This window comes from Bathymodiolus thermophilus thioautotrophic gill symbiont (genome assembly GCF_003711265.1).
GTDB lineage: Bacteria > Pseudomonadota > Gammaproteobacteria > PS1 > Pseudothioglobaceae > Thiodubiliella.
This window is the reverse complement of the sequence record NZ_CP024634.1, coordinates 148,747-162,336: the sequence shown is the minus strand read 5'-3', so window position 1 is coordinate 162,336 and position 13,590 is coordinate 148,747. Positions and strand designations below refer to the sequence as shown.

Genomic DNA, 13,590 nt, shown 5'->3' with positions numbered 1-13,590 from the left:
GTTGCAATAAAACAAATTATTTGATATTAATATCAATCCCTTGTTCTAACAATTGTGCTTGTCTATACGCAAGATAGGCACCATAAGTTGCAAATCTTTTATAAAAATCACCGCCAACAAAACGCAGTGCCTCTTTAAAATGAAAGGGGTATAAAAATCCATCAATACGAATAATTTCACCGCCTTCATTAAATAAAATAATACCGGGTCGATAAGCGAGTTTGAGTTGTTGCACCCACTCTTTTGGCGTAGTTCGGTTACCTTTATTGTCAATAATGGCGTGTGTTGAATCCGCATCAAAACGCACCACTTTGAATGCGTCAAATTCATTTTTTACACTTTTATTTTTAAGCGTTGTACTGTAAAAATAGGCACAAGCATCACAGTTTTTATCCTCAAAAATAACTGCCAATGGTGTTTTAATGGCAGAAAAATCGGTAATTTTTTGTAACATTGCGTGATCTTGTAATTGATAATTACCAACTTTTTTGGTTTTCTCAATATATTGTTGCAAGGTCAATTTTTCATAAGCCTTACTACTAATATAGCCCAAAATTTGGCGAATTTTAGCAGGAGAACGATAGCCATTTGTTCGCATTACCGTCTCATTCTTTTGATTCAAGAAGACCATCGTGGGTGTATATCCCACCTTAATTTCATCTGCTAATTCTTTTTCACTTAAGGTGTATTCCGCATTAATCGCCACCTCTTTATCGCCCCGAATATTAATGGCAATCACGGAAAAATGTTTTTGAATAAATGCCTTGAGCGGCTGCTGGTCAAAATCTTTAACCATTTGCTCACAATACGGGCATTGGGCTAGGTGAAAAAACAATAACACATGTTTGTTGTTTTGTTTTGCCTCATCAACATCATCCTCAAGTTCCAAAAAACTACTTTTAAACCAAGGCAACATCGTATATGTCGCCCCACCCGTTACCACACCTGTTTTTGCCTGTACTATCCCGACAAATAACACCATTAAAATAATCGTTTTTAAAATTTTCATCATGCTCCCCCTGCATTTTGTTTTACGCACAACATTATAAGTGTTTATATTAATAATGCAACCATCAGAACCAATAAGGGACTCAATGTGGCTTAAGAGAGTATAAAAAATAATGCACTTCTTGCCCAAAAATAAAAAAATATTTAGTCGTTTAATACCTTGTTCTCACGCTATGCGTGACAACGCACCTCTTTTAGTTTTTTATTCAATCCCTCTTGTAAAAAAAATTTGTGAAGTGATGTTATGTAAAGCTTGAAAGCGAAAGTAAACTAATTACAATGGACTTATCATACTCCGCATGCATCAATAATTTCAACAAGATCCGTTTCACCAAAATCCACGCCATACTGGGCAAGCAAGGTTGTCACCTGCCCCCTATGGTGAACTTGATGTAAAAATAAGTGGTGAATCAAATTAACAAGTGGCTTAATAAATAATTTTCCATTGATACTTCTATATGTAATACATTTATTTAAATCATAGCTAGTTAACGACTTTATCCAGTTAATAATAATTTCATCAATTATTATTCGCTCTCTTTTCAACTCTTCAAAATCAGAAAATAATACTGCATCTAATGATTTTGGCGTTTCTTGTTGTAAAATATAAGACAGTGCTTTAGGGCTTGACGACTGTTCAGCAAATCTTTTTAGCCAAATAATATCGCCAACTATTATATGATTAAGTGTACCAAACACAGATTTAAAAAAAGCACCTTTATTTTCATAAAGTTCGGACATAGATAGGCTGGTAACGGCCTCGTATTGTCGTTGGTTCATCAGTTGATTGTATTTGGCCAATAAAGGAAATTGATTCATTGTAGGCAAGTTATGGCTTTCTTTTTTAATGTAAAGTTATAATAAAAAAATCTATTACAAAAAACCCCAAGCATTGTGCTCGGGGTTTTTGACTTTTTTCAATGAATTGCTTAATTAGCCAATTTTTTCTTGAATGGCGTTAATCACTGCTTCAGATGAAGTAGCATCAACACTAAGCAATAAGCCTTCTTCTTTATAAAAACCAACCAAAGGAGCAGTTTGGTCGCTATAAACATTAAGGCGATTGCTAATGGCTTCTTCGGTTTCATCATCGCGTTGAACCACTGGTTCGCCACATTTGTCACATACGCCGTCAACTTTGGTTGGATTTGATTTTACATTGTAGATCGCACCACAGCCAGAACAAGTACGGCGTGTGGTTAAACGGTCAAGAATAACATCTCTAGACACATCAATTTCAACCGCAGCATCTAATTTTTCGCCCATTTTTTCAAGTAATGCTTTGAGCGCCTCTGCTTGCGGAATAGTGCGTGGGAAGCCGTCTAATAAATAGCCAGATTTACAATCGTCTTCTTTAAGTCTTTCTTCCATAATGCCCATAATTAAGTCATCGGATACCAAATCACCAGCTTTCATAGCTGCCTGTGCTTGTTTGCCTAATTCCGTGCCAGCAGCAACTGCGCCACGCAGAATATCGCCAGTAGAAATTTGAACTGAGCCGTCAATTTTAGTTAGTAATTTTGCAACTGTGCCTTTGCCAGCACCTGGCGCACCTAAAAGAATAAGTTTCATAATGTTATTTCCTTAAAAAATAGTGAATAAAATATAGCCTTATAATTAGAGACCTTTGCATAAATATGAATAATCATCAAGAATCCACTTTTCACCCACTTGGTGATTTTTTTAAACCTAGCCTTAGTCCTAGGACAAGGTTTAAGAAAATCACCAAGTGAGCAAAAATTGAATTTTACTAATTCATCTATATTTATGCAAAGGTCTCTATTAATCTGGCAGTTAAATACCAAACCAATATTGTCAGACTAAAAGTGAGCGAGAATTATACCATAAAAGCATCTCTAAAAATCACTGAACCACAACCACCATCGCTGGGCGCACCAAGCGACCGTTTAAAGTAAAACCGACTTGCACAACTTCTAAAACAGAATTAGACTCTTTGTCAGGCATCGGCACCATGGTAACGGCTTCGTGAAATTCTGGATTAAAAACTTCTCCTGTTGGATTAAGTGCTTCAACGCCAAATTTTTCAAAAGTAGCGAGAAAAACCTTGTCAGTCATTTCTAAACCTTCAAGAATGCTTTCAATCGTAGCAGTTTCTTCATTGGCGGTCTTTAGCCCCATGGTCAGAGAATCTTTGACTTCAAGTAATGCTTTAACAAAGCCATCAAGTGCAAACTTATGTGCATTTTCTAAATCCTTAGCGTTACGGCGCTTTAGATTTTCCATTTCCGCCTGAGCACGCAAGACTTTATCCCAATTATCTTTGGCAGATTGTTGTGCCTGTGCTAATTGCGATTCTAAATCATCGCTTGCTGGCATTTTTGAGGCATTTTTAATGGCTGCCTCAATGTCAACTGCTTCAACTGGGGCGTCTGTTTTCTTCTCTTCCTCTACAGAAGTTTCTACTGGTTTTTTGTTTTGTGTTTTCTTTTTTGTCATTTTTTAATACTCAATTCGTGTATATTTCGCTCATTATATAAGGTCTATTATGGAAAAATCAAATATGTTTCACACAATTGGCATAATTACCAAACCTAACGACCCTCGTAGCAATGATAAAGCCAAGGAACTTAGCGCTTTACTTAAAGGCAAAGGCGTAGATGTGGTGCAAGGTGACAAACAAATTGCCGAGCAGGCAGATTTAATTATTGTGGTCGGTGGCGATGGCTCGTTACTAAACACTGCTCGCACTTTTGTTGATAATAAAATACCCATATTGGGGATTAATTTAGGTCGCCTTGGATTTTTAGCAGATGTACCTGCCACCAGCATGGTGGATATTGTTACTGAGGTGCTAAATGGCGACTTTACCCAAGAAAAACGCCATTTATTGTCATGTAAAATTGAACAAGATGGTAAAATATTAGGGCAATTTTTAGCACTAAACGATGTGGTTGTGCACAGAGCAGAGACCTTAAAAATGATTGAGTTTGATTTATTAATTGATGGCAAATTTGTCAATAATCAACGGGCAGATGGGCTGATTGTTACCACGCCAACAGGCTCAACTGCGTATGCACTCTCCAGTGGTGGCCCCATCATGCATCCCGGTGTGAATGCTATTGGCTTGGTGTCCATTTGCCCACATACCATGAGTCATCGTCCACTTCTTGTGCCGGGTGATAGTGAAGTGGTGATTCAAGTAAAGGATTTAGACAATGGTGCAATTGTTAGTTTTGATGGCCAGACTTCAATGGCGGTTTCAGTGGGGCAGGATATTTGCCTGCATCAATATCGTAATTTAATTCATCTATTACATCCAAAAAATTATGATTATTTTGAAATTATTCGCTCTAAATTACATTGGGGGCATAAACTTTAATCAAAATGCTGTCTCAATTAAGTGTTAAAAACTTAGCGGTCGTTGAAAAACTGGACTTGTCTTTTGAAGCAGGCATGAGTACCGTTACTGGCGAAACAGGTGCGGGCAAATCTATTTTATTACAAGCTCTGAATTTGGCATTAGGGCATCGTAGTGACTTTACTCTTGTGCGTCACGGACAAAACAGAGCCGAAGTCAGTGCGGCTTTTGATGTGCACAATCAAGAAAAAATACAAGCCTATTTGCAAACACATTCATTGGAGGAAGATGGCGAGTGTATCTTACGCCGTATTATTAGCAATGATGGGCGCTCAAAAGCCTTTGTCAATGGCATTAATGTGCCACTTTCAGTATTACGAGGTGTGGGCGAGTTGTTAATTGATATGCACGGTCAAAATGAACATCAATTGTTACTACGAGCCGAACAACAGCGTGATTTGCTGGACACTTATGCGCAACACACCACAACCTGCGATGCACTTAATGCAATTGTAACGCAATACAATGCAATTAGCCACCAGATTGACGAATTAAGCAACAACCAAGACCTGAAGCAACAACAGCAAGAATTATTACAACACCAATTACAAGAATTAAACAATACCACCCTTGTTCAAGAAGAGCTCGATACAATTGAAAGCGATTTTAAAACCAGTGCCAACGCCGTCAGTTTGATTGAGAAAACTTCAAATATATTGGGTCAACTAGAGCAAGAATCAGGCGCTAATGCACAATTATTAAATTTAACACATGCCCTCAATCAAGCACTTGAAATCGATGAAAAACTCACGCCAATTGCACAAATGCTTTCCAGCGCACAAGTGCAAACTCAAGAAACCATTTATGAGTTAACCAATTATTTAAACAGTTTGTCATTTGACGAACAATCCACCACTGAACTGGAAGCTCGTTTAGGTGAATTACACGATTTAGCCCGCAAACACACCTGTCAAATCACTGCATTAATCACCACGAAAGATACCATTTCCACAGCATTAGACGCCATTGATGGTGCAGGAACATCCCTACATGGACTGCAACAACAAAAAGAACTTTTGGCACAAAAATATCATAAGCAGGCTAAAGTTTTAAGTAAAGTTAGACTTGAAAAGGCCAACTTACTGTCAAACTTAGTCACTGAAGCAATGCAAGTCTTAGGTATGCCAGGCAGTGGATTTAAAGTTGATTTACCGAAAAAAGCACTTGGGGTGCATTTTAATGGCAATGAAAGCGTTGATTTTTTAGTCCAAACCAATATGGGCAGCGACTTCAAAGCCTTAAAAAAGGTTGCATCAGGTGGCGAACTTTCCCGTATTTCTCTAGCAATTTCAGTAGTTAGTAGCGATAACGAATACACGCCAACCTTGATTTTTGATGAAGTTGATGTCGGCATCAGCGGTGCAGTTGCTGAAATCGTTGGCAAAAAACTCAAGCAACTCAGTCAGCATTATCAAATCATTTGCATCACCCATTTAGCACAAGTTGCCGCCTTTGGACATCAACACTTGCGCGTGCAAAAAGCGCAAGAAGAAGAAGGTGCGCAAACCACAGTTAAACAGTTGTCCGATGATCAGCGTATAGATGAGATTGCCCGTATTTTAGGCGGCTCTACCATTACTGATAAGGCACGAATTGCCGCTGAAGAGATGATTAAGCTCAGTAGTTAGCACTCAAAAATACCACTCTATTTAGCAGTTATTTAAGGCAATTCGTTAGGGTGTTTTTTCATTTCATTTTTTACAAAATATTGCATTTGAAGGCTAAATGAGACCTTTGCATAAATTATGGATGATTAGCAAAATTCAATTTTTTCCCACTTGGTAATTTCCTTAAACCTTATCCTGGCAGGGCTAAGGCTGGGTTTAAAAAATTACCAAGTGGGGGAGTGGATTATTGATGATTATTCATATTTATGCAAAAGTCTCTAAATGCAAGTTCCCCGTTTACTTCCGTCTCCTCATTGTTTTTTTACGGTATAATTTTTTCTTTTTTTATTGGAAAAACCATGAAATTATTTATTACTGTACTGATTGCCATCTTATCAACCTCTTGCATGTACAACGAAACAAAAACAAATGATGCTAACAAAATAAGCGCCGCTGAAAAACAAAAATTAAGCAAAGAAGCGATTGGCTTGGTGAAACAACTTGGTGGCGCTTTAAAGCCAGAATTAAAGAAAGTAATTAAAACTAAAGGGCTGGAGCATGCAGTTGAGTTTTGTGCAGTTAGAGCGCCTGAAATTACCAAAAAAATCAATCAAGAAAACAAAGATTGGACTATTAAACGAGTAAGTTTAAAAAATCGCAATCCAAATGCCAAGCCTGACAGTTGGGAGAAAAAGGTTTTACAAATGTTTGATAAAAGACAAAGTAATGGCGAAAGTGCAAAAAAAATGGCCTATTCAGAAGTGGTTGACGGTGAATTTAGATTTATGAAGGCTCAAGGTGTGGGCATGCCTTGCTTGAGTTGTCATTCTAAAAAAATTGCAAAAAATATTAAAAGTGCAATTGACAAACATTATCCAAATGACAAAGCGACAGGATACTCTCTAGGTCAAATTCGTGGTGCATTTAGCCTGTCTAAGAAATTATAAATAAGCAATTGTTGCGTTAAAAAAATCAAGTTATACAAAATGCAAGGTCTCTAATAGAGACCTTTGCATAAATATGGATGATTAGCAAAATTCAATTTTTGCCCAATTGGTGATTTTCTTAAACCTTGTCCTAGCAAGGCTAAGGCTGGGTTTAAAAAATTACCAAGTGGGTGAAAAGTGGATTTTTGATGATTATTTATATTTATGCAAAGGTCTCTAATAGTTAGTTTTCTTGCCTTAAATGAAGGAATAAAAACAATGAAAAGAAAAATAATCATCACTTTAGCAATAACAACACTGTTACCTATCTGCGTCAGTGCGCAACAAAACGCTCATCACACAGATGAAATGGTAGCAGATAAAGTTATATTTGAACAAAAGCGCCTTCTTGAAGAAAACACAAAAGGAAAGGGATTTGGCCCTCAAGCGCCTCGTGATATTGATGCAATTTCAGGTAAAAACTTACGCTTATTTGTTGCCGCTCCTGCCTCTACAGAAATGAATCTTTGCAATATTCATTTTCATAAGAATGCAGAACATAAAGGGGGTGAGTTCACCAAATATGCTGGCAATGGAGATGGACACGGGTACCAAAGTGGTTACAAATATTCAGGTAAATTGTCCACATCTGAGTTGGGCTCAATCAAGCATAATATTTGCCCTAGCAAGCACAGCGCTCTAAGTACAGGAGATACCATTGAAGTGCATTATGTATATTCAACTTCCCAAGTTAAACCTGGCCCAACTTTAGGTTCGTGCTTAAACGAAGCAATCAAAAACCCTCAGTTGCGTGTGGAAACACAGGTATATGTTTTGGTTAACCAAAAAAATGCCCTTGATTTCAACAACCTAACTAAATATAGCGTAGAGAATAATTTATATCAAGCAACAAACATTCCAAATAACACTGGAACACCCGTGCAATATGCAGGATCAACTACTGGCCCTGGTTATAATGAAAAAGGCTCTCCCTTTCAAGTTACATGGAGTGTACGACCTAATGTCGCAAAAGTGAATATCAACAGTGTTGGCAAGTGGTGTGAAGGCAATGTTTTTAACGAGGACCACGCCCATGGTGTAAGGAACCTTGTTACAAACCCCGATCTTCTCTCTAAAATTAAGCGTTAAACCCAAGTTAATAAAGAAAGTTTATCTTATTGATTTTGAAATTAGCACGCTGATTTAAAATCAATATAACTGATAAATTTAGGCGTTTTGCCAGTGCGGTTGCTTTTTTGTTGCCCATTGCCATCATTGCGGTGGCATAGGCATCTGCTTTCATGGTTTGAGAATGCAGAACGCTGACTGAGGCTAAGTCGCTATTAGCAGGAAATCCAGTGTTTGAATTAAGAATGTGCATATAGCGTTGCCCTTCCCAAATAAAATAATTGCGATAGTTGCCTGAGGTGGCAATTGATTGATTATTAGGCTTGATGGCAATAGGCGTGGGATTGTTGGGTCGCTCAATACCTAATACCCATGGTTTACCATTGTGCTTACCACGGCTTCGCACTTCACCGCCAATTTCTACCAGGTAATTTTTAATATTCAATAATTTAGCAATTTCATCAACGGCATAGCCTTTGGCAATGGCAGATAAATTAATATGAATATCTCTGATTTTTTTAACTGCCTTATTAGTGCCGTCTTTAAGCGCTAGATAACGAATAGAACTATTATACAAGGCTTTTTTCACTTGGTAACGACTGGGTTTTTGTGCAACTTTATTGACGCCAAAGCCCCAAATATCAATCAAGCGCCCAATACCTGGGTCAAAATAGCCGTGGGTTTGCTGGTAAATTTCTTTGGATTTTTTTAGCACATAAAACAACTCATCAGATACGGATATCCATTGTTGTACTGGTTTCTTATTCAGCAAAGACAATTCAGATTTTGCCTCCCAAGTAGAAAATATTTGGTTAATTGCCACCAGTCTGGCATCAACAGCTTGCCGAGAAATAACGCGATTACCAATGGTTTTTACCGTCCAAGTCGTCCCCATAGTTGAACCGGTAAGAGTGTTTATTTTTTCATTCTTTCCACAGCCACCAAGCAGCAAAAAGACGATGCCAATAAGGTATAATTTTGTTATGTTTCGATTTATATTCCTTTTTATCTTTGCCATGTCAGCGTATACAAGCGTTGCTAATGCCAGAGATGATACCCTTAGCGTTGAAAATGCACAAAGTTTTGAGGCGTTTTTGCAAGATATTCGTGTCAAGGCCATGAAGCAAGGCGTATCAAAGGTTACACTTGATCGTGCTTTGACGGGATTGACACTAAATCCAAAAGTTATCAAATATGACCGTAATCAAGCGGAATTTAGCCTAAACTTTTGGCGTTATATCACTTCAAGAGTAAGTGCTAATCGTTTAGAAAAAGGCAAAATTAAACTCAAAGAAAACCGAGTATTATTAAATGCTGTTTATCAAAAATATGGCGTGCCACCCTCAATTTTAGTAGCATTTTGGGGCTTGGAAACCAACTATGGCAAAAATGTGGGAAAAATGAATTTAGTGCGTTCATTAGCAACACTGAGTTTTGATTTGCGTCGGCGTAAGTTTTTTACCCGTGAATTGTTGGTACTACTTAAATTGATTGACGAAGGTAAATTGCCATTTGACGCACAAGGTTCATGGGCTGGGGCGATGGGTAATACACAGTTTATGCCTAGTAATGTTGCAACTTATGCCATAGATGCGGACAACAATGGCAAACTGGATTTGTGGCATAGTAAGATAGATATTTTCCATTCAAGTTCTAACTTTCTCAAGCGTATTGGTTGGCACAGAGGTGAAAAATGGGGGCGTGAAGTAACCGTCCCTGTTGGTTTCGACTTTTCATTGGCAACCTTAAAAATCAAAAAACCGATTGGTAAATGGCAAAAACTAGGTATTCGCAATGCAGCAGGTGAGGATTTACCCAAAGCATCACTCAAGGCATCATTGATTTTGCCAATGGGTGTAAACGGCCCTGCGTTTTTAGTATATCGTAATTTTCATGCCATTCTTAGATGGAATCGTTCAATCTTGTATGCTTTGTCTGTTGGGCATTTGTCTGATAGATTGCTGGATAACCAAGCGCTGGTGGCTGAGCCAATTATTGAGCCATTGCTCAATCGAGAAGATGTTGCTTTTATTCAAACAACACTCAATGACTTGGGATTTGACGCGGGCAAACCCGATGGCATTTCGGGTCCAAAAACGCGTCAAGCAACACGCCAATTTCAGCGCTATCTGGGGTTTCCAATTGATGGCTATGTGGGCTATCAATTACTTCAACAACTAAAAACACCTTAGTGGATATTGAGACCTACCTAGGCTTTGATGTCGGCACAAAACGCACAGGTGTTGCTATCGCCAATAGTCTAACGCATACAGCCAATGGCATTAGCGTGGTTAAAAACAACAAAGATGGCTCCACTAATTTTGCAGGTTTTGATGAGATTGTTAATGCCCACAATGTTAGTAAATTTATCATCGGACTGCCACTTGACAAGGATGGAAAGACACAAGAAATGACCTTTATTGCCCAATCCTTTGGGCGCAAACTCACCAATAGATACAACATTGAAGTGGTATTTATTGATGAATATTTATCCTCATTTGATGCCAAAAAACAATTAAAATACAATCATTATCACCCAAATGCAAAACGGGGTGAGGTTGACAAACAATCATCACAGTTAATATTACAAACATGGCTCAATGAAAACAGACTTGATTAGTAACGACATTCAGCTAGACTCTTCTGGCAAATTAATCCACTTATTGGGGCTTAAAGGCCTTTCCAAAAATCAGCTGACCCGTATTCTGGATGTTGCTGACAATCTAATTGACGACCAAGGTGATCTAAAAAAATCTAAAGCACTGGATGATATGAGTGTGGCAAACTTGTTTTTTGAACCCTCAACCCGAACCCGCAATACTTTTGAAATTGCTGCGATGCGTAGTAGCGCCAATGTTATTAATGTTGATCTTGCTAACTCAGCGCTCAAAAAAAATGAAGATTTACTTGACACCATGCACACCCTCCAAGCCATGCAAATCGATATGTTTGTTATTCGTCACAAACAAAGTGGCCTGCCACATTATGTGGCTGAAAATATCAACAATATTGCTATTTTAAATGCTGGAGATGGCATTAATGCACACCCAACACAAGCACTATTAGACATGCTCACCATTCGCCAACATAAACAAAATTTTGAACACATTTCAGTGGCAATTGTAGGCGATATTGTGCATTCACGCGTGGCACACTCCGATATTCAAGCACTCAAAACGCTAGGCACAACTGATATCCGCCTAATAGCGCCAACAGGACTACAATACCATGACTGCAACTCGCAATGTATTGATAATATTGAAATTGGCATTAAGGATTGTGATGTGATCATAGTATTACGCTTGCAAAAAGAGCGTATGCTTGAGGCTGACATTCCCAATGAACAAGAATACTTTGACAATTATGGATTAACGCCTGAACGATTGGCACTGGCCAAACCTGATGCAATTGTTATGCACCCTGGCCCAATCAATCGTGGCGTTGAAATTGATTCATCTGTTGCTGATGGCAATCAATCTGTCATTCTTCAACAGGTTACCAATGGTATTGCTGTGCGTATGGCGGTAATGGAAATTTTAGCTGGAAAATCATAAAATATGGAAATTATAATCAACTACGATGAAGTTAAAAACACCCTGCATCACTTAAACACCGATGACACGATTGCCAGCGCCCATGGTATTTTATGTGGCTTTGCCTGTGTTAAACCTGATCTTTCGTTAGATGAATGGCTAAATGAAGTGCTGGTAAGCATTGATTTTGACAATCTTAATGAAAAATCTGCCCATGAGAAATTAGCACAAATTTACAACAGTACACTCCTACAACTGGGTGACGAAACACTCAATTTCCAGTTGTTAATTGCAGATGAAGACTGCACACTAAAAGAGCAAGCCGATACATTAATTCAGTGGTGTCAAGGATTCTTAGTCGGCTTAGGTTTACAAAAAATATCCACGCATGATGAAGATATACTGGAAATGATTAAAGACTTTAGTGAAATATCTCAATTAGATAGCGAGGTGCTAGACGATGAAGAAAATGCAAATGATTTGAGCGAAATTATCGAATTTGTGCGTATGGGCACCTTACTTATTCAAGAGACTTTGCAGCCTTCTAAGCAAGATTATATATCTACAGATACACTACACTAAGCACATAGCAATAAATTAAGAATAACCAATTTCCCACAAAAAAGCGTTATTAACAAATGGTTAATAACGCTTTTTGGTGTATTAAGTGCCAACACTTTTTTTTGTTTAACACTTAACAATGAATAAGTATGCCACCACTTTTATCTCTTGAGGAGAGGATAAGTTCTTGGGGGAGAATGGTGGCATAGGAGAAATTATATCATTATTTTATAATATTACAAGTTTATTGTATAAATAAATACTAATATAGCCTATATAAAAAATAATGAATTAAAATCAGCACAATAGAAGGGGTTGCGGGAGTTTAATCCAAAAAAAAAGCCTGTATAAATACAGGCTTCTTAAAAAATGGTGGCCACACCTAGAATTGAACTAGGGACACAGGGATTTTCAATCCCTTGCTCTACCAACTGAGCTATGTGGCCTTAAAAAAATAGCAATTATACCTGCAAAATTACTCTCCTAAAAACCTTTCGGCATCCAACGCTGCCATACAACCCGAACCTGCCGAAGTAATGGCTTGACGATAAATATGATCTGCCACATCCCCTGCGGCAAATACACCTTCAACGCTGGCCTGAGTAGCATTGCCTTGCGTGCCACTTTGCACTTGAATATAGCCATGATTCATCTCTAAACTGCCTTCAAAAATACCTGTATTAGGCGTATGTCCGATGGCAATGAACACGCCATGCACTGCAATATCTTTGGTACTGCCATCATTATTTTTTAATCGCAAACCTGTTACGCCTGCATCATCACCCAATACTTCATCAAGATTGTAATTGTATTCAATGGTAATATTGCCCGTTTTTGACTTTTCAATTAACTGGTCGGACAAAATCTTTTCACTAGAAAATTTATCTCTACGGTGGATAATCGTTACATGGTCTGCAATATTTGACAAAAATAACGCCTCTTCTACCGCAGTATTGCCCCCGCCAATCACCGCAACTTTTTGCCCTCGATAGAAAAAGCCATCGCAGGTCGCACAAGCACTAACGCCTCTGCCCTTAAACGCTTCTTCCGAAGGCAAGCCTAAGTAACGCGCACTGGCACCCGTAGCAATGATAACAGCATCAGCGGTATAAGTGGTTTCGGCACTGTTTAATGTAAAGGGACGAGCAGAAAAGTCAACCTTGGTAATGGTATCGTTAATAATTTCGGTATTGAAACGCTCGGCATGTTGTTGCATGCGTGCCATTAAATCAGGCCCTTGCACGCCTTCATTGTCGCCTGGCCAATTGTCCACATCAGTGGTACTCATTAACTGGCCACCTTGCTCCATGCCACTAATGATTACTGGATCGAGGTTTGCCCTAGCTGCATAAACTGCTGCAGAATAACCTGCAGGGCCAGAACCAACAATTAATACTTTGCAATGTTTATTTTTACTCATTGATATACCAACCCTTTATAATTACTAA

Annotated in this window: 15 protein-coding genes and 1 tRNA gene; 8 read left to right on the top strand and 8 right to left on the bottom strand. The window is 38.3% G+C overall.

Annotated features, from left to right (window positions below):
* Nucleotides 1–16: 16 nt before the first annotated feature.
* The 4 genes from MS2017_RS00575 to grpE form a co-directional block, all read right to left on the bottom strand.
* Nucleotides 17–1,012 (bottom strand): thioredoxin family protein, encoded by a 996-nt coding sequence (locus MS2017_RS00575; RefSeq protein WP_122950919.1) that lies wholly within the window; start codon nt 1,010–1,012, stop codon nt 17–19.
* 284 nt (nt 1,013–1,296) lie between these two features.
* Nucleotides 1,297–1,827, bottom strand: coding sequence for a DinB family protein (locus MS2017_RS00570; RefSeq protein WP_241156943.1), 531 nt, complete (start codon nt 1,825–1,827; stop codon nt 1,297–1,299).
* Nucleotides 1,828–1,941: 114 nt separating this feature from the next.
* The gene (locus MS2017_RS00565) at nt 1,942–2,580 is read right to left on the bottom strand and encodes an adenylate kinase (RefSeq protein WP_122950917.1); all 639 of its coding nucleotides are present in this window, start codon (nt 2,578–2,580) and stop codon (nt 1,942–1,944) included.
* 291 nt (nt 2,581–2,871) lie between these two features.
* Entirely contained in the window at nt 2,872–3,465 is a 594-nt protein-coding gene (grpE, locus tag MS2017_RS00560) for a nucleotide exchange factor GrpE (RefSeq protein WP_071564539.1), read from the bottom strand.
* Between the two features lie 64 nt (nt 3,466–3,529).
* Between grpE and MS2017_RS00555 the strand changes: the two genes are divergently transcribed.
* The 3 genes from MS2017_RS00555 to MS2017_RS00545 all read left to right on the top strand — a co-directional run bounded on the left by MS2017_RS00555 (nt 3,530) and on the right by MS2017_RS00545 (nt 6,941).
* Nucleotides 3,530–4,348, top strand: coding sequence for an NAD(+) kinase (locus MS2017_RS00555; RefSeq protein ID WP_071564564.1), 819 nt, complete (start codon nt 3,530–3,532; stop codon nt 4,346–4,348).
* Nucleotides 4,349–4,353: 5 nt separating this feature from the next.
* On the top strand, nt 4,354–6,015 hold the full coding sequence (gene recN, locus MS2017_RS00550) for a DNA repair protein RecN (protein WP_122950916.1): 1,662 nt from the start codon (nt 4,354–4,356) through the stop codon (nt 6,013–6,015).
* A gap of 338 nt (nt 6,016–6,353) precedes the next feature.
* Complete coding sequence (locus MS2017_RS00545) at nt 6,354–6,941, top strand: Tll0287-like domain-containing protein (RefSeq protein WP_071564563.1); 588 nt, start codon at nt 6,354–6,356, stop codon at nt 6,939–6,941.
* 50 nt (nt 6,942–6,991) lie between these two features.
* Here MS2017_RS00545 and MS2017_RS11590 read toward each other — a convergent pair whose 3' ends face one another.
* Entirely contained in the window at nt 6,992–7,219 is a 228-nt protein-coding gene (locus tag MS2017_RS11590; protein ID WP_122950914.1) for a hypothetical protein, read from the bottom strand.
* Here MS2017_RS11590 and MS2017_RS00535 point away from each other — a divergent pair.
* Nucleotides 7,200–8,069 (top strand): delta-class carbonic anhydrase, encoded by an 870-nt coding sequence (locus MS2017_RS00535; protein ID WP_122950913.1) that lies wholly within the window; start codon nt 7,200–7,202, stop codon nt 8,067–8,069. The genes MS2017_RS11590 and MS2017_RS00535 overlap by 20 nt on opposite strands.
* Nucleotides 8,070–8,076: 7 nt before the next feature.
* On the opposite strand, the gene MS2017_RS00530 is transcribed toward MS2017_RS00535, so the two are convergent.
* Complete coding sequence (locus MS2017_RS00530) at nt 8,077–9,066, bottom strand: FAD:protein FMN transferase (RefSeq protein WP_122950912.1); 990 nt, start codon at nt 9,064–9,066, stop codon at nt 8,077–8,079.
* Between MS2017_RS00530 and MS2017_RS00525 the strand changes: the two genes are divergently transcribed.
* The 4 genes from MS2017_RS00525 to MS2017_RS00510 are packed head-to-tail and all read left to right on the top strand — an operon-like array spanning nt 9,065 to nt 12,163.
* Nucleotides 9,065–10,240, top strand: a complete 1,176-nt coding sequence (locus MS2017_RS00525) for a lytic murein transglycosylase (RefSeq protein ID WP_122950911.1) — start codon at nt 9,065–9,067, stop codon at nt 10,238–10,240. The genes MS2017_RS00530 and MS2017_RS00525 overlap by 2 nt on opposite strands.
* The gene (gene ruvX / locus MS2017_RS00520) at nt 10,240–10,668 is read left to right on the top strand and encodes a Holliday junction resolvase RuvX (RefSeq protein WP_071564534.1); all 429 of its coding nucleotides are present in this window, start codon (nt 10,240–10,242) and stop codon (nt 10,666–10,668) included. Before MS2017_RS00525 ends, ruvX begins: the two co-directional genes overlap by 1 nt.
* Complete coding sequence (locus MS2017_RS00515; RefSeq protein WP_122950910.1) at nt 10,649–11,602, top strand: aspartate carbamoyltransferase catalytic subunit; 954 nt, start codon at nt 10,649–10,651, stop codon at nt 11,600–11,602. Before ruvX ends, MS2017_RS00515 begins: the two co-directional genes overlap by 20 nt.
* Before the next feature lie 3 nt (nt 11,603–11,605).
* On the top strand, nt 11,606–12,163 hold the full coding sequence (locus MS2017_RS00510) for a UPF0149 family protein (RefSeq protein WP_071564532.1): 558 nt from the start codon (nt 11,606–11,608) through the stop codon (nt 12,161–12,163).
* A 349-nt stretch (nt 12,164–12,512) separates the two neighbouring features.
* On the opposite strand, the gene MS2017_RS00505 is transcribed toward MS2017_RS00510, so the two are convergent.
* A tRNA-Phe gene (locus tag MS2017_RS00505) sits at nt 12,513–12,588 on the bottom strand.
* A gap of 29 nt (nt 12,589–12,617) precedes the next feature.
* Nucleotides 12,618–13,562: a thioredoxin-disulfide reductase gene (trxB, locus tag MS2017_RS00500; protein ID WP_071564531.1), complete on the bottom strand. Its 945-nt coding sequence runs from the start codon at nt 13,560–13,562 to the stop codon at nt 12,618–12,620.
* Between the last annotated feature and the right edge of the window lie 28 nt (nt 13,563–13,590).